General features: G+C 44.3%; 22 protein-coding genes. 10 read left to right on the forward strand and 12 right to left on the reverse strand.

Annotated elements, in window-relative coordinates:
• Nucleotides 1-45 precede the first annotated feature (45 nt).
• Both T426_RS0121250 and T426_RS0121255 read right to left on the reverse strand, forming a co-directional pair.
• Entirely contained in the window at nt 46-345 is a 300-nt protein-coding gene (locus T426_RS0121250; RefSeq protein ID WP_025863674.1) for an MTH1187 family thiamine-binding protein, read from the reverse strand.
• On the reverse strand, nt 329-1,081 hold the full coding sequence (locus tag T426_RS0121255; protein WP_025863673.1) for a hypothetical protein: 753 nt from the start codon (nt 1,079-1,081) through the stop codon (nt 329-331). Before T426_RS0121255 ends, T426_RS0121250 begins: the two co-directional genes overlap by 17 nt.
• Nucleotides 1,082-1,240: 159 nt before the next feature.
• Here T426_RS0121255 and feoB point away from each other — a divergent pair, with 159 nt between their 5' ends.
• On the forward strand, nt 1,241-3,745 hold the full coding sequence (gene feoB, locus T426_RS0121260; protein ID WP_027586253.1) for a ferrous iron transport protein B: 2,505 nt from the start codon (nt 1,241-1,243) through the stop codon (nt 3,743-3,745).
• Between the two features lie 7 nt (nt 3,746-3,752).
• On the forward strand, nt 3,753-3,956 hold the full coding sequence (locus tag T426_RS0121265) for a hypothetical protein (RefSeq protein ID WP_027586254.1): 204 nt from the start codon (nt 3,753-3,755) through the stop codon (nt 3,954-3,956).
• Nucleotides 3,957-4,010: 54 nt separating this feature from the next.
• Here T426_RS0121265 and T426_RS0121270 read toward each other — a convergent pair whose 3' ends face one another.
• Entirely contained in the window at nt 4,011-5,174 is a 1,164-nt protein-coding gene (locus tag T426_RS0121270; RefSeq protein WP_025863671.1) for an iron-containing alcohol dehydrogenase, read from the reverse strand.
• A gap of 219 nt (nt 5,175-5,393) precedes the next feature.
• On the opposite strand from T426_RS0121270, the gene T426_RS0121275 reads away from it, so the two are divergent.
• Nucleotides 5,394-6,005 (forward strand): hypothetical protein, encoded by a 612-nt coding sequence (locus T426_RS0121275; protein WP_025863670.1) that lies wholly within the window; start codon nt 5,394-5,396, stop codon nt 6,003-6,005.
• 83 nt (nt 6,006-6,088) lie between these two features.
• Complete coding sequence (locus T426_RS0121280; RefSeq protein ID WP_025863669.1) at nt 6,089-6,823, forward strand: head GIN domain-containing protein; 735 nt, start codon at nt 6,089-6,091, stop codon at nt 6,821-6,823.
• A 47-nt stretch (nt 6,824-6,870) separates the two neighbouring features.
• Here T426_RS0121280 and T426_RS0121285 read toward each other — a convergent pair whose 3' ends face one another.
• Together T426_RS0121285 and T426_RS0121290 are read right to left on the reverse strand one after the other, a co-directional pair.
• On the reverse strand, nt 6,871-7,872 hold the full coding sequence (locus T426_RS0121285; protein ID WP_025863668.1) for an ornithine carbamoyltransferase: 1,002 nt from the start codon (nt 7,870-7,872) through the stop codon (nt 6,871-6,873).
• A 96-nt stretch (nt 7,873-7,968) separates the two neighbouring features.
• Nucleotides 7,969-8,925, reverse strand: a complete 957-nt coding sequence (locus tag T426_RS0121290; protein ID WP_025863667.1) for a carbamate kinase — start codon at nt 8,923-8,925, stop codon at nt 7,969-7,971.
• 311 nt (nt 8,926-9,236) lie between these two features.
• Between T426_RS0121290 and T426_RS0121295 the strand changes: the two genes are divergently transcribed.
• Nucleotides 9,237-11,678 (forward strand): FtsK/SpoIIIE family DNA translocase, encoded by a 2,442-nt coding sequence (locus T426_RS0121295; RefSeq protein WP_027586255.1) that lies wholly within the window; start codon nt 9,237-9,239, stop codon nt 11,676-11,678.
• Between the two features lie 43 nt (nt 11,679-11,721).
• Nucleotides 11,722-12,372, forward strand: a complete 651-nt coding sequence (lolA1, locus tag T426_RS0121300; protein WP_025863664.1) for an outer membrane lipoprotein periplasmic chaperone LolA1 — start codon at nt 11,722-11,724, stop codon at nt 12,370-12,372.
• A gap of 78 nt (nt 12,373-12,450) precedes the next feature.
• On the opposite strand, the gene pyk is transcribed toward lolA1, so the two are convergent.
• Entirely contained in the window at nt 12,451-13,896 is a 1,446-nt protein-coding gene (gene pyk, locus T426_RS0121305) for a pyruvate kinase (protein ID WP_025863663.1), read from the reverse strand.
• Nucleotides 13,897-14,101: 205 nt separating this feature from the next.
• Nucleotides 14,102-14,518, reverse strand: coding sequence for a type II 3-dehydroquinate dehydratase (gene aroQ, locus T426_RS0121310; RefSeq protein WP_025863662.1), 417 nt, complete (start codon nt 14,516-14,518; stop codon nt 14,102-14,104).
• A gap of 164 nt (nt 14,519-14,682) precedes the next feature.
• Between aroQ and xerD the strand changes: the two genes are divergently transcribed.
• On the forward strand, nt 14,683-15,582 hold the full coding sequence (gene xerD, locus T426_RS0121315; RefSeq protein ID WP_025863661.1) for a site-specific tyrosine recombinase XerD: 900 nt from the start codon (nt 14,683-14,685) through the stop codon (nt 15,580-15,582).
• A 271-nt stretch (nt 15,583-15,853) separates the two neighbouring features.
• The gene (pckA, locus tag T426_RS0121320) at nt 15,854-17,461 is read left to right on the forward strand and encodes a phosphoenolpyruvate carboxykinase (ATP) (protein ID WP_027586257.1); all 1,608 of its coding nucleotides are present in this window, start codon (nt 15,854-15,856) and stop codon (nt 17,459-17,461) included.
• 56 nt (nt 17,462-17,517) lie between these two features.
• On the opposite strand, the gene T426_RS0121325 is transcribed toward pckA, so the two are convergent.
• A complete protein-coding gene (locus tag T426_RS0121325) occupies nt 17,518-18,384 on the reverse strand; it encodes a TIGR01777 family oxidoreductase (protein ID WP_025863660.1) in 867 nt (288 codons plus the stop codon).
• Between the two features lie 227 nt (nt 18,385-18,611).
• Here T426_RS0121325 and T426_RS24690 point away from each other — a divergent pair, with 227 nt between their 5' ends.
• Both T426_RS24690 and T426_RS25895 read left to right on the forward strand, forming a co-directional pair.
• The gene (locus tag T426_RS24690; protein WP_025863659.1) at nt 18,612-21,053 is read left to right on the forward strand and encodes a penicillin-binding protein 1A; all 2,442 of its coding nucleotides are present in this window, start codon (nt 18,612-18,614) and stop codon (nt 21,051-21,053) included.
• Between the two features lie 91 nt (nt 21,054-21,144).
• On the forward strand, nt 21,145-21,417 hold the full coding sequence (locus T426_RS25895; protein ID WP_153637563.1) for a hypothetical protein: 273 nt from the start codon (nt 21,145-21,147) through the stop codon (nt 21,415-21,417).
• A 61-nt stretch (nt 21,418-21,478) separates the two neighbouring features.
• Here T426_RS25895 and T426_RS0121340 read toward each other — a convergent pair whose 3' ends face one another.
• The 4 genes from T426_RS0121340 to folP form a co-directional block, all read right to left on the reverse strand.
• The gene (locus T426_RS0121340) at nt 21,479-22,915 is read right to left on the reverse strand and encodes a glycoside hydrolase family 125 protein (protein WP_025863657.1); all 1,437 of its coding nucleotides are present in this window, start codon (nt 22,913-22,915) and stop codon (nt 21,479-21,481) included.
• A 100-nt stretch (nt 22,916-23,015) separates the two neighbouring features.
• On the reverse strand, nt 23,016-24,137 hold the full coding sequence (locus tag T426_RS24695) for a mechanosensitive ion channel family protein (protein ID WP_051569062.1): 1,122 nt from the start codon (nt 24,135-24,137) through the stop codon (nt 23,016-23,018).
• Nucleotides 24,127-24,909: a diadenylate cyclase CdaA gene (gene cdaA, locus T426_RS0121350; protein ID WP_025863656.1), complete on the reverse strand. Its 783-nt coding sequence runs from the start codon at nt 24,907-24,909 to the stop codon at nt 24,127-24,129. The genes T426_RS24695 and cdaA overlap by 11 nt, the downstream gene beginning before the upstream one ends.
• Nucleotides 24,906-25,784, reverse strand: a complete 879-nt coding sequence (gene folP / locus T426_RS0121355) for a dihydropteroate synthase (protein WP_025863655.1) — start codon at nt 25,782-25,784, stop codon at nt 24,906-24,908. Before folP ends, cdaA begins: the two co-directional genes overlap by 4 nt.
• Between the last annotated feature and the right edge of the window lie 118 nt (nt 25,785-25,902).

Genomic DNA, 25,902 nt, shown 5'->3' on the forward strand with positions numbered 1-25,902 from the left:
GAAAAAAAACATGCAATTTTCGGTAGCCTTCCGAGACTCAAAACTTTATGCGCCGTCGTATTTGGCCATTTTGTCTTCTATCGTAACCGGTGTTTCGCCATTGCTCTGAATTTTTACATAGGCAAGCATATTTTCCGCACCAGCAGCATAACAAGCCTCATGCACTTTTTTGACAACGTTCATCAACTCGTCGAATTCACCCTCCATAACGGTTTCGAACGGACAAACCCGGTATTTCACACCCGATTCTTTAATAATCCGGATGGCTTCATCAACCAGATCGTACGTATTTTTATCCTTTGCCCGCGGTAATACCTGCAAAGCCAAATTAATCTGCTTGTTCATTGTTATTTTCTTCTTTAAGGATTTTATTCACCAAAATATCTCTCAATTCGTCGGCGTTGAATTGCTTTACATTGGTGATGAGCATATCGGTCCTGAGGAAACCGCCAATTTGATTACACTCCAAAATAATATCACGAAAGATGTTCCGCAAAGGCTCACGGATAGGAATCATTGCGGTCAGGGCAACAAATCCTTCGTGAAATTCGATGGATTCCAATTCAGAGTCATAGCGTTCAAGCGCAAACAGAATTTCCTTTTCGAGCAAATCTTTCTGCCAGTCGGTAAAAGGTTCGTCCTCCAGCGCAAACAGGGCTCCAAAATACCGGAACTTATGCCCTCGTCCCCCCAGACCGGAAGAAATAAACAAGGGACGTTCTCCAAGCAATGAGCTCTCAAGCCTGATACGACTCTCCTGAAATGCCATCTCCGTCCAATCAGTCAAATCGGATTTGTTTTCTTCCTTAAAACGCTCGATTAGTCGTAAAGCTTCAATTCGCTCAAGTGAGGCCAGCTGCACCAATAGTTTTTGCTTCTGGTCAAGCGGAATGGTATCATTGAAAAGATTTTCTGCCTGTCCCAACACTTCAGCTGCATCAAGCCCCTCCTTCATTTCCCGCGATTGACGGAAATATTCCGTCTGAAGTTCTATATCAATCTGCTTCTCTAAAATCCGGATATTATCCGGAACCTGGTGGAGTGCATCCTGAATTTTCTCATAAAAACTCTCAAATTCCATTAGTCAACGATTCAGGTTCGGCGCGAAGTTGCAAAATATTCGCATACACACGTCGAATATTCCCGTTCTCATTCAGCTTTTTAACAAATAAGAAATATCTTTGCCATTATTTTTATTTGTTCTAATTACAAAGTAACCACGTAAAAATTAGCATCTTACATGCGTCTTTCCGAAGTCAATGAAAACCATACTGTCGTTATTTCCAAGGTGATGGGCCACGGAGCCTTTCGTCGCAGGATAACGGAAATGGGTTTTGTGCGTGGAAAAGAAGTAAAAGTTCTAAAAAATGCTCCTTTACGCGATCCGGTTGAATACCAAGTCATGGGATATCATGTTTCGCTACGGCGTGAAGAAGCACGATTGATTGAAGTGGTATCGCCCGAAGAAGCACTCCATTATATTGAACCAACCTACGACGGCACCATTGATCTGGAAACCCTAAAAACATCGGCGGGTGTCAAAGGGAAGGAAATAAACATTGCGTTAGCCGGAAATCCGAATTGCGGCAAAACTTCGCTTTTTAATCGCGCTTCCGGGGCTAAGGAGCATGTCGGAAATTACAGCGGTGTTACCATTGACGCAACCAAAGCTAATCTGCACTGGAAAGGTTATTCATTGACACTCATTGACCTTCCGGGAACATACTCATTGACCGCTTATACGCCTGAAGAACTTTATTCGCGAAAATACATCATCGATGAAACGCCGGATATCGTAGTTAATGTAGTGGATGCCTCCAACCTGGAGCGCAACCTCTACCTGACAACTCAGCTCATCGATATGGATATTAAGGTCGTACTGGCACTGAACATGTACGACGAACTGGTCGCTGGTGGCGCTAAGCTCGACATTGAAAAGTTGGGAAAGCTGTTGGGAATTCCCATTATTCCCACCATGGCCAATAAAGGTATTGGTATTGACAAATTGCTTAACAAAGTAATTGACGTCTACGAAGAACGCGATCCGATTGTACGGCACATCCATATTAATTACGGTGCAGAGATGGAGAAATCCATCAAAGCGTTGCAGAAAGTCATCCGTGAGGGAAAACCAGCGCCGGCCAGGGCGTCGTCCCGTTACCTATCGCTGCGGCTTCTCGATAAAGATCCGGAAACCACCAAAATCATCGACGATTTTCCTAATGCAGCGCAAATCAACGCTACCGCAAAGAAAGAAATTGAGCGACTAGAAGAGCGCCTGGATGACGACAGCTCACATCTGATCACCGATGCCAAATATGGCTTTATCGCCGGTGCACTCAAAGAGAGTTACAGTAAAGGAGTACGAAGGCGACACGCGATTACGGAACAAATAGACAAACTGGTCACCCATAAAATTTATGGTTTTCCTCTTTTTCTGCTGTTCATGCTGGCCACATTTTCGGCCACGTTCACCCTGGGTGCTTATCCCATGGACTGGATTAACGCCGGCATATCCTGGATTGGAGACCTGATCCGTAACGGAATGCCCAACGGAATGCTGAAAGACTTGCTCATTAACGGAATCATCAATGGTGTGGGCAGCGTAATTGTCTTTCTACCGAACATCCTCATTCTGTTCTTCTTTCTTTCCTTCATGGAAGATACGGGCTACATGGCACGGGCCGCATTTATCATGGACAAGCTAATGCACAAAATTGGCCTTCACGGACGTTCCTTCATTCCCATGGTAATGGGATTTGGCTGCAATGTTCCGGCCATTATGGCTACCCGTACTTTACGTAACCGGAATGACCGACTGCTGACCATGCTGATCATTCCGTTCATGTCCTGTTCAGCTCGACTGCCGGTATATATTGTATTGATTTCCGCCTTTTTTGGAAAATATCCGGGATTGGTACTCATGGGCCTCTATCTGCTGGGGATTCTGCTGGCGGTTGGAACAGCCAAGCTTTTCAACCGGACCATATTCAAACAAAAGGAAACACCTTTTGTCATGGAGCTTCCCCCCTACCGGATGCCTACGTTGAAAAATACGTTGTTGCACATGTGGGAAAAAGGGAGTCAATACCTGAGAAAAATCGGTGGTACCATCCTGGTAGCGGTAATCGCTATCTGGGCGTTGGAATATTTTCCACGTACAAGCCCCCAGGCAGAACACTTTATTCAACAGAAACAAGAAACCAGCACTTTATTCCAGTCAAAAATCAATGCACACCCTGAACATGCTGAATTGTTAATAGCTGAACGTGATTCTGTTCTGCATCACCTGACAATGGCTGAAGAATCGTCGCGTATCGAGAACTCCTACATTGGACGAATGGGAAAAGCTATTGAGCCAGCTATCCGACCTTTGGGTTTTGATTGGCGAATGGGCGTAAGTTTGCTGGCCGGACTTCCCGCTAAAGAGATTGTGGTTAGTACCATGGCTATTCTGTTCCAGGTAAACGACGATCCGGAGAATTCGCACCTTTTACAGGAAAAACTGCAAACCGAGCGGTATACCTCCGGTCCCAATACCGGGAAGCCACTTTTTACACCACTCGTTGCGCTTTCTTTCCTTATTTTTGTACTTATCTATTTCCCGTGTATCGCCGTGATTGCCACTATCCGAAGAGAATCGGGAAGCTGGAAGTGGGCGCTGCTTACCGTTGTTTACACAACCGGTGTGGCATGGTTTATGGCATTTCTTGCATATCAGGTGGGAACGTTAATTATTGGATAAAAAACGTATGGCTCAAACACTGATAACCATCGTCATTATTGCAATTGCAGCTTATTTCATCATTAAAAAGGCAATTGAAACCATCCGCTATTTCCGGAAACCAGCACCTTGCCGGGGATGTAGCGGTTCCTGCAATACCTGTCCCATTACTGAATTTCCCCATTCTGGACACAACAAGAAGACATCTTCCGAAACATCGAAGAAAAAATAGAGCCGGAAACATTCCTGCTTCCGGCTCAAAATATAAAAAGAAGAAATTGCTCTCTTACAATTGGTGCTCCAGAATTTCAGCAACCTGATCGGGTGAAATGTCTCCCTGTTCACCAATCCCCATCATTCCACGATGAAGGAAACGGTTCTTCACTTTCGTGATGAAGCTTTCATCGATATCATAATCACTCAGATGCGTTTGAATGCCTACTGACTCGAAGAACTTAACCGTTGCAGCAATGATCTGATCAATTCGCTCGTCTTCGGTGCCTTCGGTAATGTTCCAGACACGGGCACCATACTGAAGGATCTTATCCTTCTTGTTACTTCGTTTGATATGCATCATTCCCGGTAGAACAACTGCCAGTGTACGCGCATGATCGACACCATGGAAAGCGGTAATCTCGTGTCCTATGGTATGTGTCGACCAATCCTGAGGAACACCAACACCTATCAATCCGTTCAGCGCCATGGTTGCCGCCCACATAAAGTTGGCCGCTGCATTGTAATCGTTCCGGTTCGCCAACACTTTCGGACCTTCTTCAATTAGCGTGATCAGAATAGATTCAGCAAAGCGATCCTGAATTGGCGCATCAACCGGATAAGTAAGATATTGCTCCATCACGTGTACAAAGGCATCAACAACTCCATTAGCCACTTGCCTGTCAGGCAATGAAAAAACAACCGTCGGATCGAGGATGGAGAACTTCGGCATCACCAGGGGCGAACCAAAAGCCAGTTTTTCCTGAGTTTCAACCCGTGTAACTACAGAGTTTCCGTTCATTTCTGATCCCGTTGCCGGCAATGTAAGAACAGCTCCAAGTGGTAATGCTTTCAGCAAAGGAAATTCGGTTTTACCAGTTAAAATTTCCCACGGGTCTTCACCTGGCCAAAGCGCTCCGGCAGCAATAAATTTGGTGCCGTCGAGAACAGAACCGCCCCCAACTGAAAGCAGGAAGCCTACTTTCTCCTTTTGTACCAAATCAATGGCTTTCATCAACGTTTCATAGTGTGGATTAGGCTCAATTCCGCCAAACTCGATCACATCTACTCCCTGAAGAGCTTCCTTTACCTGGTCGTACACACCATTTTTCATAATACTTCCGCCACCGTAGGTGAGCATCACCTTTACGTCCCGGGGAATTAAACCTTTCAGCTTAGCTATTTCACCTTTCCCAAAAACAATCCGCACCGGATTATGGAATTCAAAGTTGTTCATAGTAATTTATTTAGTATTCGATATACTTATTTACTGATTCGCGTAAGCGCAACACAAAAGTAATGATTGCCTTATAAACATTGAAACTGCATCACTTTGCAAAAGTCTGACGAAAGAAGACTGACTGATTCGGTGCATTGCAGTGATTTTGATGTAAATTGCAAAACAGAATGCATTGTCATACGACATCAAAAAAACATTACACCGTAAAGAAAGTTTATGCTGAAAACAGATAAAGTATTTGATCCTGAAAAAATTGATTTTGCCGAAAAAATGGCCGAACTATCCGATGATGATTTGCTCATTGCGCTGCGGAAGAGGAATAATTATCATCCCAAAGCAGCCAAAGCAGCAATCAATGAGGGTATAAAGCGCGAAATCATAAAGAGCGAAGCTGATCTGGAAAAGGAGGAGTTTAACCCGATTCCGTTTAAACGGTTCGGATTATTTGTTCGGGCAGAAAGCCAAAAGCAGGCGAAAGGAATTTTATCCAGTTTGATACTGATTATGTACGTTTTCTCCTTAATTCCCTTTTTGTACGGTGGAGTTGATATTGCCTCGGGCGATTACCTGATGGCAGCAAAAGGTGCAATCCTTGGAGCTATCACATTGTACTTTGCTTACCGAACCTCAAAGACGGAAAAACCAGCTGATGCCATAAAATTAGTCATCGTGTCAACCTTAACCGCACTCTACAGCATTTATCATTTCTGGTCGGAACTTGACAAGTTAGGCTACATGGAGATACTGGTTATTGTTGTGATTATTGGGCTCGTGTTATTCACGTCCATCAATATTTGGCAGTTAACCCGGCGACTTCGTTCAATGTAAGATAAAGCAGATTTTTCGGTTGACCGGAAGAATTTTTGATAACTGATTAATTTCGAAATACGGAACCTTTAAAATCTAAACCAATGAAAAAGGAACTACAGTTTTTTCTTTTCCTTCTTTTCTCGGTTGCCTTTACCACATCGTGCAGTGCGGGAAAAAGCAACAAAAATTCGGAAGACAAGAAAACTTACAACGTACAGGAATTCAACTCCATTTCACTTAGAGGTGGATTTACGGTGAGCCTTTCACAGGGTGATAAACCGGGAATCTCGATTGAAGCATCCAATGCACTGATGAACGAATTAAGAGTATCGGTTGATAATGGAGAATTAAAAATTGTCGACACCCGTTTTGAGCGAGGAGAACATCACGACGACTGGGAAAATATGGCCAGAAGAATCCATCTCAACATCACCATAAAAAGCCTTGAAAGTTTAAGAATCAGTGGCTACGTGAGTCTAAAAACAAAGGAGCCGTTGATGACGGATAACCTGGACATTGAGATGGAAGGTGGAGGCCGACTCAAAATGGATTTGGTAGCCGAAAAGCTCCGAATCGGCGTCGAAGGTGGTGTAAGCATGGAACTGGGCGGTCAGGCACGTTTTCTTTCAAGTCATATTGAAGGTGCCGGCAAGATTTCGGCATATGATCTGAAAGTCGACCGGGCGGAAATTTCGATTAACGGAGCCGGTTATGCATCAGTCAATGTAAAAAATCACCTGAAAGTAGATCTCGACGGCGTTGGATGGGTCCGATACAAAGGCGATCCGGTGGTTGAAAAAAACGTAAGTGGAGTAGGATTTGTATCTAAAGAATAAAAAAAGCCGGGGCATCCCGGCTTTACTTTTAGCTTTCCACAAGCATATTACTGACCCAGCGTTGCAACCATAATGGCTTTTATGGTATGCATCCGGTTTTCAGCCTCATCAAATACAATGGACGCAGGACTTTCAAAGACTTCCTCGGTTACTTCCATTGCGTCTAATCCGAATTTCTGAAAAATATCCTCACCTACTTTGGTTTCGCGATTATGGAATGCCGGCAAACAGTGCAGGAACTTCACATTTGGGTTACCAGTCATCGTCAGTACTTCGCTGTTTATCTGGTAAGGTTTCAGCAATTCAATCCGCTCCGCCCAAACTTCTTCCGGTTCACCCATCGATACCCAAACATCGGTGTACAGGAAGTCACAATCTTTTACTGCTTCAGCCACATTGTCGGTTACAGTAATTTTCGCGCCCGTTTCTTTGGCAATCTCACGACAAACATTTTGCAGTTCCTCAGACGGCTGACTTGCTGCCGGCGCTGCTGCACGAAAATCCATTCCCATTTTGGCAGCTCCCACCATTAGTGAGTTACCCATGTTATTCCGGGCATCACCCATATAAGCGAATTTCACTTCTGAAAGTGGCTTATCCGTGTGCTCCATCATTGTAAGGAAATCGGCCAAAATCTGGGTTGGATGGAATTCGTTGGTTAAACCGTTCCAGACCGGAACACCGGCATATTTACCCAGTTCCTCAACAATATCCTGTCCAAAACCACGGTATTCAATTCCGTCGTACATACGTCCCAATACGCGGGCAGTATCTTTCATCGATTCTTTGTGTCCGATTTGCGATCCACTTGGACCAAGATAGGTCACATTTGCCCCCTGATCATGTGCTGCCACCTCAAAAGCACAACGTGTACGGGTTGACGATTTTTCAAAAATGAGCGCAATATTTTTCCCTGTCATACGGGGTTGTTCGGTACCTGCATATTTTGCCGCTTTCAAATCAGCCGACAATTTCAACAGATATTTTATTTCTTCCGGAGTGAAATCGAGGAGTTTCAGGAAATTCCGGTTACGTAAATTGAATGCCATATTCTTAATGTTTTTATGATGATATTAATGATTCACAAAATTGATAATTCTTTGCCGGGCAACCTAACGTTTATTTTTTTCGGTCACCCGGAAAGGTTATTGGTCGTAGTGCATGGTTATTTTGGAACCGTACGATCTATCAGCTAATTTTTTGGCTTCGGTAATTACCGATTTCTTCCCACCATTTTCCACGAAATTTAAAGCTGCCCGAATTTTCGGAGCCATATTTCCTTCTCCAAATGTGCCTGCGTCCAGATATTTTACCGTATCAGCATAATCCAGAAACTCCAGTTTTTCCTGTGTGGGTAAACCGAAATCCTTATAGATGAATGAAATATCCGTGAGAATATACAGCTCATCAGCACCAATACTTGATGCCAGTGTTGCCGACGCCAAATCTTTGTCCACCACGGCATCCACGGTACGGTAATCCTTATTTTCGTCGAAATAAACCGGAATACCACCACCCCCTGCTGCGATCACAATATTTCCCTGCCGGGCCAGTGATTCGATCACCTCTTTATTCATCACCTGCTTAGGGAAAGGCGATGATACCACCCTACGCCATCCTCCATCTTTTTTCGGACTGGGTTTAAATGCCCATCCTTTTTCTTCCTGCAACTTTTTTGCCTGCTCTTCACTGTAAATCATTCCAACACGCTTGGTGGGATTCTCGAAAGCCGGGTCGTCCTTATCAACTTCCACCATGCTAATCATGGAAATAATATTTCGCTGAATTCCGTGCTTGTTCAGTAAGTTCCGGAACATCCGTTCTATCATGTAACCAATCCCCCCTTGCGAGTCAGCGACGCACACATCCAAAGGCATGGGAGCAACACCGTACATTTGCTCGCCTGCATCATTTCGCAGCAAAATATTTCCCACCTGAGGCCCATTGCCATGGCTAATTACCAGATCGTACCCTTCTTCTAACAGGAAAACAAGATTTTCCAGCGTATCCATCGTATTGCTTTCCTGCTGTTCGATGGTACCTTTTTCATCTCCGCGAAGTAAGGCATTGCCACCGAGGGCCACCACTGCCAGTTTATTCATAGTTTTATGTTATTTATTTTTTTGAATTTTGCCCTAAATTAATGAGTTGGAACGCCTGTTCACTCATAATAATCATGCTTTGCAGCAACATCTGACAGTTTGGCCTATAAAGAATCGGGCAAACTACAAATCACAACATTCGATACTGTTAATGGTTGCAAAAAGAAAGAAATTTGAACATATGCAAAAGATGATTTTCATCACACTCCATATTTGATGTACACCTCAAAGCACATCACGCGTTAAAAATTTGGTTAAATTTGCAGAGCATTAGCATATTTTTCATTCAGATTTAAACCTTTATCAGGTAAATGGCCAAGAAAAAGACCTCAAATACTTCCAGAAAAAACAATCAAAAATCCAACTTCAGGAACCGTCTGAGCAAACTCAGTAACTGGGAACGAGTCGGTGGGATTCTCTCCATCGGGTTATTCTTCTTTGCACTTTATTTGCTCATATCACTCATCTCCTTTCTCTTGTCGGGAGGTGCCGACCAAAGTCAGCTTAGTCTCACAGCGCGCGAGATTTTGACCAATCCCAATTTGAAAATTGATAATGTAGGTGGAAAGTGGGGAGCCACAATGGCCGACTGGTTCATTAACCGGGGCATCGGCCTTGCTTCATTTGGAGTGGTGTATCTGCTATTTATAATGGCTGTCAAGCTGGGCCGCATCCATAAGGTGTCGTTGTCGAGAAACTTTGGCTTCGGAATATTCCTCATTATCTGGTCTTCGGTTGCACTTGGGTATTTCATGGCTCCACTATACGAACAATCATATCTCTATCCTGGTGGTGCTTACGGCTTTTTCGTTAGCCAGTGGTTTAATTCCGTTATCGGCAATGTGGGAACCTTCTTCCTGCTGATGGCGACCATGCTAATCTGCATCATCATCGCCTTTGAGAACGCCTGGCCGGTAATGCGTAAATGGATGAGTCGTCCGAAAAAACAGCCGGCAACCGATACCACGCTTTCTGACGAGGAAGTCTATAATACGCCCAAAGCTCCTGTTATTAATGAAAAAGATGATTCCTTCGCCAAAGTCGTTAAAGAGGATGATGAAGTGGAAGTGGTTTATGCAGACGATAACAACAAAGAAGAAATAGAGCTGGAACTGGAACCAGAGTTTGATGATATTTCTCCTAAGAAAAAAGCCGAGGACAAAAAGGACGATGGTCCCAAAGATCCGGAACTGGAAGTGGAGAAACGAGTCGAAGACGACGTGGTCGCGTCCATTCAACAGGATGTGCTGGAAGACTACGACCCCACCCTCGATCTTTCCCGGTATGAGTTCCCGGCACTCGATCTGTTGAAGGAGTGGTCTACGGGAAATCCGCAAGTTACCAATGAGGAGTTAATTGCCAACAAGAACCGGATTGTTGAGACACTGAAGAACTACAACATCGAGATTGTTAAAATCAAAGCAACTTCCGGTCCTACGATTACTTTATATGAAATTGTCCCGGCACCGGGAATCCGTATTTCAAAAATTAAAAATCTGGAAGATGACATTGCCCTGAGTCTGGCAGCTCTCGGAATCCGTATCATTGCGCCTATTCCCGGAAAAGGAACAGTAGGTATTGAAGTGCCGAACCGGAAGCCGGAAATTGTTTCCATGCGTTCAATCATCGCTTCGCGGACATTTCAGGAATCCGAGTTTGAGCTGCCCATTGCCTTGGGGAAAACCATTTCGAACGAAACATACGCAGTCGATTTGACCAAGATGCCGCATATTCTGGTTGCCGGAGCCACGGGTCAGGGTAAGTCGGTTGGTCTGAACGCCATCATTACGTCGCTGTTGTACAAAAAACATCCGTCGCAGCTGAAGTTCGTCTTCGTCGATCCGAAGAAAGTGGAGCTGAACCTTTATTCTGTGATAGAAAAACATTTCCTGGCCAAAATGCCGGGCGATGATGATCCGATTATCACGGACGTTCAAAAGGTGAAAAATACCCTGAGTTCTCTGAATATGGAAATGGACGATCGGTATGATTTGCTAAAGAAAGCCCACGCACGTAACATTAAAGAGTACAACCAGAAATTTATTTCGCGAAGATTAAATCCGGAAAAAGGTTTCCGTTACCTGCCCTATATTGTGGTCATCATTGATGAATTTGCTGACCTGATTATGACAGCCGGTAAAGAGATTGAATTACCGATTGCCCGCATCGCTCAGTTGGCCAGGGCCGTTGGAATTCATATGATCATTGCCACTCAGCGTCCCTCAATCAACATTATTACCGGCGTTATCAAAGCCAACTTCCCGGCAAGGATCGCTTTCCGGGTGGCTTCAATGGTCGACTCGAGAACGATTCTTGATTCACCGGGAGCCAACCAGTTGATCGGTAAGGGTGATATGCTGGTTTCTACCGGAAGCAGCCTTACTCGTGTACAATGTGCCTTTGTCGACACACCCGAAGTGGAATCGATTGTGCATTTTATTGGCGAGCAGCCGGGGTATCCTACCGCTTTCTTATTACCTGAATACATCGATGGAAATTCTGATGAACCAGGTGCTGTCGATTTGAAAAACCGGGATGACTTGTTCGATGAGGCAGCAAAATTAGTTGTAATGAACCAGACTGGCTCCACATCGGCCATTCAACGGAAGTTTTCGATTGGGTACAATCGTGCCGGCCGGATAATGGACCAACTGGAAGCAGCTGGTATTGTGGGACCGAACGAAGGAAGCAAGGCCCGACAGGTATTATTACAGGATGAATATTCTTTGGAACAATTATTGAATAACCTTTAAAAAACAAAACCACTTTTTAAGTGGGAGTACTAACATGAGTAGAATGAAAAATTTTACATTAACCGTCTTGCTCGTCTTGACAACCAGCCTGCTGTTCGCTCAGCAGGACAACAAAGCGAAAGAAATTCTCGATAAGCTTTCGGCGACAACCAAAAGTTATAAAACCATTCAAATCGATTTTTCCTTCACCCTGGAAAACCAGCAGGAAGACATCAAAGAAACGAACAGTGGCTGGGTAGCTTTGAAAGGAGAAAAATACCGGTTACATATGCCGGCATTGGGGATGGATGTTTATTCTAATGGTAAAACCAATTGGAGTTATCTGCCCGATGCAGGCGAAGTCAATGTAACAGACAACACACCAGGACAGGATAATTCACTTAATCCGGCCAATCTTTTCACTATCTACGAAAAGGGTTTCAAATACCGGTACATTGGTGAAAAAAAGATAGGTGACAAAAATGCTTATGTCATCGACCTTTATCCGAAAGATCTGAATAAAGATTTCACCCGGGTTAAACTTTACATTGATGCTGCCAACTACCACATCATTAAAGCCATAACATACAGTAAAGATGGTAACACCTATACTGTCGCACTGAAAAATATGAAAACCAATCAGGATTTGCCTGACAGTTATTTCACATTTGACCCGTCAAAACATCCCGATGTTGAAGTGAATGATATGCGATAAGCAAAATAGATAACAAACAAGACAAAAAAAAGGAGACCTAATCGGCCTCCTTTTATATTTTCTGTCAATTACTTATTCTCATTTATTGTTGGCACCCTGATCCGATTTATTCTTCCGGGTCAATTGTCCTACTTCAGCAATTTCCATAAAAGAGGTTCCACCTCCTACACCAAAGCTTCCTCCCACATAAACCACTTTGTCTTCCTCGGCCAGGCAACCTTCTTCAACCAGACCGCGAAGTGCATGTTTTACCAGCTTATCTTTATTCTTTTTCACGATAATTTCACTGGCGTGAATACCGTATGAAAGAGCAAGTTCTCTTTTCACTTTTCCGGTGTGACACTTCGCATATACCGGACGGCCACTACGGAATGCAGCCAGATAGCGGGCAGTTCTTCCCGTTAGGGTGTCGGTAACAATCGCTCTTACATCCAGCTCCTCTGCAGCCATCACAGCAGCTTCCGATAAGAATGCGGGTACTTCACCGTCGAGACGCGGTACTGGCAGGTCATTACGTCTATCCTTGCTCTTTTCAACTTCCATCGCAATCCGGGTCATGGTTTCAACAGCTTCAACCGGATAACTTCCGTAAGCAGTTTCACCGGAAAGCATAATCGCATCGGTCCGGGCATAAATTGCATTGGCCACATCGCTAACCTCTGCACGGGTTGGTCTCGGATTCTGAATCATTGTATGCAACATCTGCGTAGCAATGATAACAGGCTTTTTCCGTTTAACACACCGGCGAATAATATGCCGCTGAACCCCGGGAATTTTTTCGGCGGGAATTTCAATTCCCAAGTCACCGCGAGCGACCATAATACCATATGCATAGTCCAAAATCTCGTCGACGTTATTTACGCCATCCAGGTTTTCGATTTTTGCAATGATTTTGATTTTGCTTCCCTTGCGGTCAAGAATCTCCTGAACGGCCAACACATCCTCTTTGTTACGGACGAATGAATGGGCGATGAAATCCAAATCGTTATCGACAGCCCATTCGATGAACATCTCGTCTTTGGGCGAAATGGCCGGCAAGGCAAATGAAACACCGGGAACATTGATGCTTTTTCGGTTCTTTATTTCACCGTCGTTGACGACAATCACTTCCAGTGCATCATCTCTTACAGCTTCGACTTTCAGCTCCAGCTCACCGTCATCAATTAGTACAGAGCGATCAACGGTAACATCATTCGCAAATCCGGGATAATCGACGTAAAATACATCCTTATTGGATTCTCCGTCACCGCCTTTAATCAAAAGACGATCTCCCTTCTTCACGGGAATGGGCTCAGCAATATTTTTAGTCCTGACTTCAGGTCCTTTGGTATCGAGTAATATAGCCAGAGAATCGGATACAGCCCGGACATCATTTACCAGTTGCAAGGCAGTCTCGGGAGTCTGGTGTGCCGTGTTGATTCGGACAACATTCATCCCTGCTTCATACAATTTTGAAATAAATTCCGGATTACTGGTTTTGTCGGAAAGTGTAGCGACAATCTTGGTATGCTTGTTTCGATTCATCTTGATAGAAAGATATTTTAATATGGTAATTTGAGCTGCGAAATTAAGCGATTTCGCGTAACAGTCGCTCTTTTCATCCTTCTAACAACAGGAAATAAGATTTGTTTAATATTACCTCATCCCCTCAATAGCGTAACAAATTGATTTTTTGTCTATTAAATAAACCAGGAGCGATACACTGGCATAACGTTAAAATTACATTCCCTCAACCCAAAAAACTTTCTACTGCCAGGCGATACGAGTCGAGACCAAATCCCATAATACTCCCCTTGCAAACCGGCCCGATAACCGACTCGTGCCGAAAATTCTCCCGGGTCAGAATATTGGAAATGTGAACTTCGACTACCGTCGTATTAATTCCGGAAATGGCATCGCGAATGGCAATTGATGTATGCGTATAAGCTCCTGCATTGATGATAATACCATCAGATGAAAAACCATATTCATGCAATTTGTTCACAATATCCCCTTCCACATTCGATTGAAAGTAGTCAAACTCAACCTGAGGAAACCGTTCCTTCAACTTTACGTAATATTCATCAAAGGACTGATTACCATAGATGGTCTTCTCTCTAACGCCCAAAAGATTAAGGTTTGGGCCATTTATTAAAATAATTTTCATTTAACTCAGATAATTCTTATATTTAACTAGATGTCAAAAAGAAAACATCATATTATTTCAAAAACCTTTTCTTGCATCCCCCCTTGTTTATTAACAATAATAAATGTTTTCTTAAACCAAATTTATCTAAAATTGTTACAAGTTAAAACTAAAATTGCTTCATTATGAATTGGGTTGAGAGCAAAAAGGGATACGAATCGTTTTTGAGACTTGAGAAATCGCTTTCTCAAAACTCAATTAGCGCGTACATTAACGATATCAATAAATTGATTTCGTTTTTGGAAGGCAAATTTAAAGAACTTCCGCCAGATATGGTAAAACTCCAACATCTTCGTGAATTTGTTGAATGGATGAACCAAAAGGGTGTAAGTCCGCGTACGCAGGCCCGGACCATTTCCGGCATAAAGTCGTTCTACAAGTACTTACTCATGGAAGGTGTGATTGAAAATGACCCGACAACTTTGCTCGAATCTCCCAAAATCGGAAGAAAGTTGCCGGATATACTCAGCGACCAGGAAATCAACGACTTAATCAATGCCATTGATTTAAGCAAACCGGAAGGACAGCGAAATAAAGCGATGATTGAAACTCTTTACAGTTGTGGCCTTCGTGTTTCTGAGCTTGTTAACCTGAAATTGAGCAACCTGCACTTCGATCAGGAATTCATAAAAATTGAAGGAAAAGGCGATAAAGAACGTCTGGTTCCAATCAGCAAGCAAGCAATCGAAGATATTAACAAATATCTGATTGGTTACCGCAAACGTCTGAAAGTGGACAAGGACAGCGAAAATATTCTTTTCCTGAACCGTCGGGGTAAACAACTCAGCCGTGTGATGATTTTTACCATTATTAAAAACCTGGCACAAAAAATCAATCTCAAGAAGAACATTAGTCCTCATACATTCCGCCATTCATTTGCTTCGCAATTGATTGATGGAGGAGCCGATTTAAGGGCCGTTCAGGAAATGCTGGGACACGAATCAATTCTCACAACAGAGATTTATACGCATCTCGACAAAGACTATTTGAAGGATACCGTTAACCGTCATCATCCCAGATCCTGACAAGAAACTATTTATTTAAATTAAATAACAATATTTATAAAGAAGACAGACAAATTCTATGATTTGTTACTGTCTTCTTTTCATTTATTATAGTTTGTTTCCTCACTGTTTCCTACCCTTTCACCCAGGCTAAGACAACTGCAAAACAGCTTTTTAGAATGAATATGCTTTACAGCAATAATATGTTTTAGAGCATAGTATTTTCAATTATTCATTTATCTTTGACCACTGCGAAACTACGAGCATTAAACCTTTATCAAATTATCTCATTATGAAAAATTTAGATTTGTCTGTTTACGGGATTGAAAATGTAGCAGAGATTCTCTACAACCCCTCTTACGAGCAGCTTTTCGAAGAAGAAACGAAACCCGGTTTAGACGGTTATGAAAAAGGTGTTGTGACTGAGTTGGGTGCTGTGAATGTAATGACAGGTGTTTTCACCGGACGTTCGCCCAAGGATAAGTATATCGTTAAGGACGAAACAACTGAGAATACCATGTGGTGGACTACTCCTCATTCTCCTAACGACAATAAACCCATTTCACCAAGTGTTTGGAAACAACTGAAGGGTGTTGTGACCGACCAGCTTTCCGGCAAACGCCTTTATGTTATGGATACCTTCAGTGGTGCCAATGAAGATACCCGCATGAAGATTCGTTTCATTACAGAAGTTGCCTGGCAGGCTCACTTTGTAAAAAATATGTTCATCCGCCCCACAGAAGAAGAACTGGCCAACTATGGCGAACCTGATTTCGTGGTACTGAATGGTTCAAAAACAACCAACCCCAACTGGAAAGAGCAGGGTCTGAATTCTGATGTTTTCACCGTATTTAACCTGACTGAAAAAATGCAGGTAATTGGCGGAACCTGGTATGGTGGTGAAATGAAGAAAGGTATGTTCGCCATGATGAATTATTACCTGCCTCTTCGCGGAATTGCTGCCATGCACTGCTCTGCTAACGTAGGTAAAGATGGTGATACAGCGATTTTCTTCGGCCTTTCCGGAACTGGTAAAACCACTTTGTCAACCGATCCGAAACGCCAGTTGATTGGTGATGACGAGCACGGTTGGGACGATCAGGGTGTGTTCAACTTCGAAGGTGGTTGTTATGCAAAAACAATCCGCCTGGATAAAGATAGCGAACCCGATATTTTCAATGCCATCAAACGTGATGCTCTTTTGGAGAATGTTACGGTTGATGAAAATGGTAAAATCGATTTCAACGATGGTTCGGTAACAGAAAACACACGTGTTTCTTACCCGATTTATCACATCGATAATATCGTAAAACCGGTATCGAAAGCAGGTCACGCAAAGAAAGTTATCTTCCTGACAGCTGATGCTTTTGGTGTATTGCCTCCCGTTTCTAAACTGACTCCGGAGCAGACTAAATATCACTTCCTTTCAGGATTTACCGCAAAACTGGCTGGAACCGAGCGTGGTGTAACTTCACCACAGCCTACATTCTCCGCTTGTTTCGGTGCTGCATTCCTTTCTCTCCACCCGACCAAATACGGTCAGGAACTGGTTAAACGGATGGAATCTGCCGGTGCTGAAGCTTACCTGGTAAATACAGGATGGAATGGAACCGGAAAACGTATCTCCATTAAAGATACCCGCGGTATTATCGACCGTATTTTGGATGGTTCGATTGAAAAAGCAGAAACCAAAATGATACCGATCTTCAATCTGGAAGTACCGACTGCACTCGACGGTGTTGATACCAATATCCTCGACCCGCGTAATACCTACACTGACGCAGCCGAATGGGATGCCAAAGCCAAAGACCTGGCCGGACGTTTCATTAAAAACTTCGAGAAATATACCGATAACGACGAAGGTAAAGCATTGGTTGCTGCCGGACCTCAACTTGACTAATTGGCTTTTTAAAAGCCCTTTACATATGAATCCCGGGACTGTCTCCCGGGATTTTTTTATGACTTAATTAAATCGTCAAGCGCAGAATCAATATCGGGGAATTGAAACTTGTATCCTGCCTCTGTTAATTTTCGTGGCAAAACAGTTGGACCATGAATAAGAGCTGTAGCACCTTCGGAGAACAACAATTTTAGAGCAAACGCAGGAACAGCCATAAAAGAAGGTCTTCCCAGTTTATGAGCCAGTTTTCGGGTAAACGTTTCATTATTCACCGGATATGGAGCCGTAAAATTAAATACACCACTTAACTCTTTCTTGGCCAGAAGAAATTGAACCGCTCCCACAACATCATCCAAATGGATAAATGAGAATCCTTGCTTTCCGCCGGCCACGGTGCCACCAAGTCCCATCCTGAATACGGGCAATAAACGACCAAACATTCCTCCCTCCTTCCCAAGCACCAGCCCAATCCGCATAATCACCATCCGTACGCCCAGGTTTTTCACTTCCGCGGCAGCGCCTTCCCATCGTGTGGCTACTTCACCAAGAAAATCATGCCCATACTCAAATACTTCTTCGTCATGCGTTCCCGAATTGGCATAGATACCGATAGCCGATGCCGACAAAAACATCTCCGGTCTGTCGTCGGTCGACATCGCCTTCAGCGCATTCACCAACTGACGGGTAACCTGAATCCGGCTTTCCATTATCTGCTGTTTATATACAGGTGTCCAACGCTTCACAATGGGCGCACCAGCCAGGTTGATAATCCCGTCAACGCCGGTTAAAAGCTGCACAAGATAGTTTTCTCCGCGCTTAAAATCAGCTCGTAGTAACGGTACTACTTCAATGCCGGAACTCACAAATGCCTCGCGTAGAGCGCCACCAATAAATCCTGTACTTCCTGATATTGCAATTTTCATTTTGCCGTATTTTTCTGTTAAGATTTCTGATCCTTGTCTTGTCGTAATACTCTCCCAACCGAGCGGATAGTACTATGGAATTCTGAAGAGGTCCGAATTCAATTCTTCCAGGAACCGGAAAGAATAGCGTCATTTAAACTCTGTCCGGGCATATGGAAAACTCTTTACAATAAAATTACCTGTTTTCGTTAAAACAGTTTTATTTTGTATCGGACAAAGACAGATTCATGGTAAACAAAAAAAATACATCTTCCACACGCGGAAAAGGAAAACGTACACCTGCCAAAAAGAACGGTAAGCATCATAATTCCAAACAAATCACGAAGCAAAGAGTTTGGCGTTGGGTACTTAATATTTCATTGTTTGGCATCTTTCTGCTGGGAGCGCTCTTTGTTCTGGTATACATCGGGGCCTTCGGCCCACTGCCTACTACACAGGAATTGAAAGATGTCAAAAACCCGGTCGCTTCGGAAGTTTATTCGTCCGATGGGCACCTTTTAGGACGCTATTACATCCAAAACCGAAGCAATGTAACCTTCGACCAAATATCCCCCAACGTCATTCATGCGCTGGTAGCAACCGAAGATTCCCGCTTTTATGAACATCGTGGAATTGACGAATGGGCCTTGCTTCGTGTATTCGTTAAATCCATTCTGCTACGGGAGCGGAGCTCTGGAGGAGGCTCGACCCTTTCACAACAAATTGCCAAGAATATTTTTGGCCGTGATAATTACGGACCACTTTCCATGCCGGTCAACAAACTGAGGGAAGCGATCATTGCTTACCGTTTGGAGAAAATTTATACAAAAAACGAAATTTTGACCCTTTACCTGAATACTGTCCCTTTTAGTGAAAACACCTTTGGTATTGAAACGGCTTCGGAGCGTTTCTTCGATAAGAAACCGGGCGATTTAACCGTTCCAGAAGCTGCAACACTGGTTGGAACACTGAAAGCCAGCAATGCCTATAATCCGCGTTTGCACCCCAAACGCTCGAAAGACCGTCGCGATCTGGTCATTAGCCTCATGGTAAAGAACAATTACCTTTCCGAAGCTGAAGGTGAAAAATACAAGAAAACGCCACTTACGCTGCATTACAATTACCTGGTATACAACACTGGTCCGGCTGCCTATTTGCGCGAACGCATCCGGTTGGAGATGGAGGATTGGTGCAGCCATGTAACGAAACCCAACGGCAACCCATATAATTTATATACCGATGGACTGAAAATTTACACCACTATCGACTACAAAATGCAGCATTATGCAGAAGAAGCCATGCAGGAGCAAATGAAGAATCTGCAGAACGTATTCGATAAACACTGGAGTAACAGACAGCCATGGGGACACGATGAGGAGGTTTTTAAAAGGGCTGTACAGCGTTCCGACCGCTACATACGAATGAAAGATGCCGGAAAAACGGAAAAAGAAATTAGCGCGGCATTTCATGAAAAAATTCCGATGAAGGTTTTTAGCTGGGGTGATATCGAGACGGTAAATATGACTCCGATCGACTCCGTAAAACATTCCCTCCGCACCCTGCGATGTGGTTTCCTGGCGCTTTCGCCGAAAAATGGTGCGGTAAAGGTTTGGATTGGCGGAAATGATTTCCGGTTTTATCAATACGACCATGTAATGGCCAGCCGGCAAGTAGGTTCCACCTTCAAGCCAATTGTGTATGCTGCGGCATTGGAAAACGGTGTTGATCCGGATAAATACTACGCGAACGAAGAAGTCACTTATCCGGAATACGACGACTGGACCCCGCATAATGCAGAAGATGAATACGGAGGTTACTATTCCCTTGAAGGAGCACTCAGCGAATCCATCAATACCGTTTCGGTGCAGGTGCTGCTCGACGCAGGCATGTCGAATGCTGTGAGGCTGGCACACCAAATGGGCATCGATGTCGATCTACCGGAAGTACCTTCTCTCGCATTAGGCGTGGCCGACATCCCGCTCAAAGAGATGGTAACGGCGTATGCCCCTTTTGCCAATGGCGGAAAAAGCGTAAAACCGTATTATCTCCTTCGCGTTGAAGATTCCAAAGGTCATGTGCTGAAAACATTCCATCAGGATGAAGATTCCGATGAAGAACAGGTCATTTCCGCACAAACGGCTCACATTATGACCCATTACCTGGAAGCCGTAGTGGACAGTGGTACCGGCCGCGCTATTCGTACCCGGTTTGGCATCCGCGGCGACTTTGCCGGAAAGACCGGAACCACGCAAAACCATGCCGATGGTTGGTTTATTGGTTACTCGCCTGATTTGGTGACCGGTTGCTGGGTGGGTGCCGAAGATCCGGCCGTTCATTTTCGCACATTGTATTACGGACAAGGGGCACGAATGGCATTACCCATTGTGGGAGATTTCTTCCACAAACTCTACCGCGACCGCTCTTTCGCGTCAATGCGATATCACAGCTTTGATATGGGAGACGACCAACGATTACTCGCATCGCTGGATATTCCCCACTACCGTGATGAACTCCCGCATAAGAAATTCATCGACTTTGGTTGGTTATTCGGTCGCCATAAAGACAAGGCTGAAAAAGATAAGAAACAACTGCAACAACAGGAAGACAGTACGCAGTCGCCCGGCGACCAGAAGAAGAAACATTCCAGCATTTGGGAAAAAATCCGAAACGCTTTCCGCAAGAAAAATTAAAGCTATTCCAGCACAGCGGAAAGGAAAATACGCGTGTATCTCTCATGCCCTGGCTTCAGGGGAACAAAAATGCAGGCGTATTTCTCGTGCCTTGGCTCCGGGGGAACAAAAATACGCAGGTATTTCTCATGACCGGGCTTCAGGTCAACAAAAATACGTGTGTATTTCTCATGTCGCCGCTTCAGAGGATGAAAAAACCACGCAACATTTTAATGCCCTGCTCCCGGGGGAAGGAAAAGTCATGCAACATTTTGATGCCCGGCTCCCAGGGGAAAGAAAAGTCATGCAACATTTTGGTGCCCGGCTCCCAGGGGAAGGAAAATTCACGCAACATTTCGGTGCAGCGCTATACTTTTCAGAATAAAAAAAGATGCCGCCCGGTCACCGGATGACATCCTTTTAAAAGTCTTCCATTAAGCCTTTAATCAGGCATAATTTCGTTGGAGCAACTCCGGATGTTCTTTATCGACTTTCATCAGCAGTTCGCCGAACAGGGTGTTGGCCCAGGCAAACCACTTTCGTGTGAAATCTTCCGGATTATCTTTATTAAAACTCTCATGCATAAAACCGGTACCGGCATCGGTATTCCGCAACATTTTAATGCAATAGGCAATCTCTTCCTTATCATTGCTGGTCATGGCCCGCATAATGATCGCCATCGGCCAGACATAGTGCAACCCCACGTGTGGTCCGCCAATGCCTTCGGCAGCTTTCCCCTTCCAGAACCACGGATTGTCTTCGCTCAGCACGAAATTCCGGGTACGGTGATACAATGGATCATCCGGCTTGAAAGCTTCCAGGTAAGGAAGCGCCAGCAAACTAGGCACGTTGGCATCGTCCATGAAATTGGTATTACCGAAGCCATCCACTTCGAACGATAATATTTTGCCATGTTTTTCGTGCTCGAATACGGCATATTGCTTCAATGCCTGTTCTACCTCATCCGCAAAAGCATTACACTTTTCAGCGAAAGCGTTATCATGATAAATAGCCTTACTCATTTCGGCCAGCTGGCGAAGCGAAACCAAAGCGAAATAATTAGAAGGTACCAGGAAAAGGTAGGTGGTCGCATCGTCAGACGGACGGAAACCAGAACAGATAAGGCCGTTGGGACGAATAGGATTTCCCCATCCGCGTCCGGGCATGGTATCGGTGGAAATAAATGTTTTCCGCATGAAATAGTAAGGACCACGTCCTTCTTTGCGCTGCTGAACCCGAAAAGTCTTTACCACCAGCTCCATCGCCTTCTTCCACTCATCTCCAAACGGCGAAGTATCGCCTGAATTCTTCCAGTAATGATAACTGAGTCGGATGGGATAACAGAGTGAATCGATTTCCCATTTCCGCTCGTGCAGCTCGGGTTTCATATCGGTTTTATCGCTCAACCACTCACTGTGTCCTTTGCCATCGTTAAAAGCATTAGCATACGGGTCAATCAGAATGCACTCGGCCTGTCGGTTAATCAATCCGGCTACCATGTTTTTCAGCTTCTTGTCTTCGTTTATTAACGGAAGATAGGGCCACACCTGCGCCGACGAATCGCGCAGCCACATGGCGTGTATATCGCCGGTAATAACAAATGTGTCGGGCTTTCCGTCTTTTTCCCGGTAGGTAACCGTAGTATCAATTGTGTTGGGAAAACAGTTGGAGAACATCCAGGCCAGTTTCGGATCCTTGATTTTCTGCTTCATCTCCCCTATTACCTTTTCCACTGCTTCGCTGGTGAAATTCCGCTCAGCCGGTGCCGGACGTTTCGATGGATATTCAGCGACAGCTGTATTTCCAAAGGACACAGAAGGTGCGGCTGTTAGTCCAACACCAATAGCTCCAGCGGTTTTTACAAATTCGCGACGATTCTTCATTCTTCTGATATTTGGTTTACGGTTCCTAAAATATTCAAGAACTGCCCATATCTCCAAAAGTTTGTGAAAGGAATGATAAAAAAGTTGATAGAATAAGCGATCAAGATGGATCCTTCTGGATAACGATCGGATTTTTGAAATTTATGTCGCGCTGCGGGAAAGGAATTTCAACTTTATTCTGACGAAACAAATCGTCAATAGCAAAGCGTAGTTCACTCTTTAAATTCTCCACATAAAAACTGTTAGCCGTCCAAAAGTAAAGCTGAAAATCGAGCGAAGAGTTGCCAAAATCGTTGAAGCGCACAAAAGGCCTGGGGTTGGTACTGATGTCCTCGTGCCCGTTGGCTGCCTCCAGGAGGAGTTTTTCGACCAAACGCACATCAGAGCCATACGCAACTCCTACACTCACATGGAAGCGGGTATTTTCTTCGTTATGGCTCCAGTTGACAATGGTATCGCGGGTAAACTTCGAATTGGGCACAATCAGCACTTGGTTATTCCGCGTCAGAATCTTCGAGGACCGCAAATTAATTTCGAGCACACGCCCAACCGTTCCGTCATTCAATTCGACGATATCATATACTTCGAGCGAACGGTCGAACAGGATAATTAAACCGGAAATAAAATCGTTAAAGAGGTTTTGCAAACCAAACCCAATACCTGCCAGAAAGGCTGCTGAAGAAGCTACTATCCATGTCAATTGCAGCCCAAGTGCCTGCAGGGACAACACGATGGCCGTAAACCAAATCAGGTATTGAATAATGGTATAGATGGACCTTCCCCGGCCTCGATCGAATCGCTTCTGGTTAATTTTGTTATCGAAATGGTACTCTATCAGGTTCAGAATAAACCGGGTAATAAACAGAATAGTAAGTACAACCAGAAGATGGGTAACGGTAAATTTTATCTTTTCTGTCTCGAAAAGCTGAAAGGCTAATACTTGCGTGGCTTTTAACCCCAGCATACTTAGTGAGCCCAGACCGGCTCCCAAAAAGAAGAATAACCGGATAATGCGGATGAAAGAGCGCCACCGTTTCAATCCAAGCTTTTCCGCAATAGATAAATGCATCATCCACTTACGGAAGAAATGGAAGATAAAATAAGCGCCCACCAATATTAATGCGACAAGAGCAACCCGAAGAATCGATATTTTCAAGTCGCCATAGGTGAAGAGAGAGTAATTAAGCAACTCCCATAAATTCATTTTTTGGTCAGGCTGCATGGTTTTCTTCCAGTTTCTTAAAAAGATTTTCCACAGTCAGATTTTCATCAAGCTGTCCGTTGTGAGCTACCGAAATACGTCCGGTCTCCTCACTTACCGTAACAACATAAGCATCGGTTTGTTCCGACATCCCAAGTGCTGCACGATGCCGTAATCCTAACGAAGGCCTCAGATTTTTCTTGGCCGAAACAGGCAAAATACATCGAGCTGCTCTGACTCGGTTTCCAACTATTATGACAGCTCCATCGTGCAACGGAGCATTTTTATAAAAAATACTTTTCAGCAATTCTGACGTTATACCCGCATCGATAATTTCACCGGTTTCAGCAAACTCCCTCAACTCGGTACTGCGCGCAATGACAATCAATGCACCGGTCTTGGTACGCGCCATATCTTGGCAGGCATCAACTATCGCCCGCAAGCTCGATTCTGTCGTCGATTTGAAATGCTGCGGGAAAAGATTCTCGAACGAAAATTTATTGTTGGCCTGGTAACGACTTCCCAACAAGAGCAGAAACTTCCGGATCTCCTGCTGGAAAACCACAATCAAAGCCAAAACTCCGACGCCGAACAACTGCCCCAGGATGGTGCTGACCAACTCCATGTTCAGCGCCTTCACCACCAGCCAAACGAGGTAGACAATAAATATTCCCATGAATATATTGAAGGCTACCGTTCCTTTTATCAGCATATATAGCTCGTATAAAAGGAAAGCGACCAGCAATACATCCAAAAAATCGAGAAATCGTATGGTAATGAATAGTTCCGTCATTTGACAACGCTTTTCAGCTTGCTGTATATTTTAATGGTTTCCACGGCTTCCTTCACATCGTGTACCCGCAGGATATCTGCTCCGCCCATCAGGGCTACCGTATTCAACACGGTAGTTCCGTTTAGGCTATCCTCTGCCGATGTTCCCAAAAATTTCCAAATCATCGATTTGCGGGAAACACCCGCCAGAAGCGGGAATTGAAACAATCCGAAGGAATCGAGCCGGTTCATCAGGTCGAAATTATGGTCGATCGATTTACCAAATCCAAATCCGGGATCTAATATAACGTCTTTTACTCCCAGTAGTTTTAGTTGTTGAACCCTTTCGGCAAAAAACATTAAAATTTCCTGTACCACATCGTCGTAATGCGGATTTTGCTGCATGGTTTGCGGTGTGCCCTGAATATGCATCATGATGTACGGAACGCCCAGTTCGGCTATCGTTTTAAACATCTGGTCATCCATGGTTCCCCCCGAAATATCGTTGATAATGCATGGCCCTTCTTCATTGATGACTTCACGGGCCACCGAAGCCCGGAACGTATCAATGGAAATAATGGCCTCGGGAAATTCTTTGCGAACCAGGCCGACGGCTGATTTTAACTTGCTGGTCTCTTCAGGGGCCGGCACATCCATCGCACCTGGACGCGTAGAATAAGCGCCAATATCGATGATTTCGCCTCCTTCTGCCAGTATCTTCTCCGCCCTTTTCAGGATAGCCTTGTGACTCACATATTTCCCGCCATCAAAGAAGGAATCGGGCGTTACGTTTAAAATACCCATCACCATCGGATGATCGATTTCGATTAAACGACCATCGAGCGTCATGGTCTTCTTCCGGGCATAAAACGGTTCTTTTTTACGCGTAAACAGCATAGGAATATTTTTCAAATAGCACCGTCAAAGCAATTTCGGAGTGCCTTTCTACAAAAGTAATAATTAATTGACTCGGCGATTTTCATATTTTTATACTTTTATGGTTCAATTCAAGAGA

This window comes from Prolixibacter bellariivorans ATCC BAA-1284, assembly GCF_000621705.1.
GTDB lineage: Bacteria > Bacteroidota > Bacteroidia > Bacteroidales > Prolixibacteraceae > Prolixibacter > Prolixibacter bellariivorans.

Coding starts and splice junctions, on each gene's coding strand:
- T426_RS0121250 (WP_025863674.1), bottom strand. CDS start 345: ATGAACAAGCAGATTAATTTGGCTTTGCAGGTATTACCGCGGGCAAAG.
- T426_RS0121255 (WP_025863673.1), bottom strand. CDS start 1,081: ATGGAATTTGAGAGTTTTTATGAGAAAATTCAGGATGCACTCCACCAG.
- feoB (WP_027586253.1), top strand. CDS start 1,241: ATGCGTCTTTCCGAAGTCAATGAAAACCATACTGTCGTTATTTCCAAG.
- T426_RS0121265 (WP_027586254.1), top strand. CDS start 3,753: ATGGCTCAAACACTGATAACCATCGTCATTATTGCAATTGCAGCTTAT.
- T426_RS0121270 (WP_025863671.1), bottom strand. CDS start 5,174: ATGAACAACTTTGAATTCCATAATCCGGTGCGGATTGTTTTTGGGAAA.
- T426_RS0121275 (WP_025863670.1), top strand. CDS start 5,394: ATGCTGAAAACAGATAAAGTATTTGATCCTGAAAAAATTGATTTTGCC.
- T426_RS0121280 (WP_025863669.1), top strand. CDS start 6,089: ATGAAAAAGGAACTACAGTTTTTTCTTTTCCTTCTTTTCTCGGTTGCC.
- T426_RS0121285 (WP_025863668.1), bottom strand. CDS start 7,872: ATGGCATTCAATTTACGTAACCGGAATTTCCTGAAACTCCTCGATTTC.
- T426_RS0121290 (WP_025863667.1), bottom strand. CDS start 8,925: ATGAATAAACTGGCAGTGGTGGCCCTCGGTGGCAATGCCTTACTTCGC.
- T426_RS0121295 (WP_027586255.1), top strand. CDS start 9,237: ATGGCCAAGAAAAAGACCTCAAATACTTCCAGAAAAAACAATCAAAAA.
- lolA1 (WP_025863664.1), top strand. CDS start 11,722: ATGAAAAATTTTACATTAACCGTCTTGCTCGTCTTGACAACCAGCCTG.
- pyk (WP_025863663.1), bottom strand. CDS start 13,896: ATGAATCGAAACAAGCATACCAAGATTGTCGCTACACTTTCCGACAAA.
- aroQ (WP_025863662.1), bottom strand. CDS start 14,518: ATGAAAATTATTTTAATAAATGGCCCAAACCTTAATCTTTTGGGCGTT.
- xerD (WP_025863661.1), top strand. CDS start 14,683: ATGAATTGGGTTGAGAGCAAAAAGGGATACGAATCGTTTTTGAGACTT.
- pckA (WP_027586257.1), top strand. CDS start 15,854: ATGAAAAATTTAGATTTGTCTGTTTACGGGATTGAAAATGTAGCAGAG.
- T426_RS0121325 (WP_025863660.1), bottom strand. CDS start 18,384: ATGAAAATTGCAATATCAGGAAGTACAGGATTTATTGGTGGCGCTCTA.
- T426_RS24690 (WP_025863659.1), top strand. CDS start 18,612: ATGGTAAACAAAAAAAATACATCTTCCACACGCGGAAAAGGAAAACGT.
- T426_RS0121340 (WP_025863657.1), bottom strand. CDS start 22,915: ATGAAGAATCGTCGCGAATTTGTAAAAACCGCTGGAGCTATTGGTGTT.
- T426_RS24695 (WP_051569062.1), bottom strand. CDS start 24,137: ATGCAGCCTGACCAAAAAATGAATTTATGGGAGTTGCTTAATTACTCT.
- cdaA (WP_025863656.1), bottom strand. CDS start 24,909: ATGACGGAACTATTCATTACCATACGATTTCTCGATTTTTTGGATGTA.
- folP (WP_025863655.1), bottom strand. CDS start 25,784: ATGCTGTTTACGCGTAAAAAAGAACCGTTTTATGCCCGGAAGAAGACC.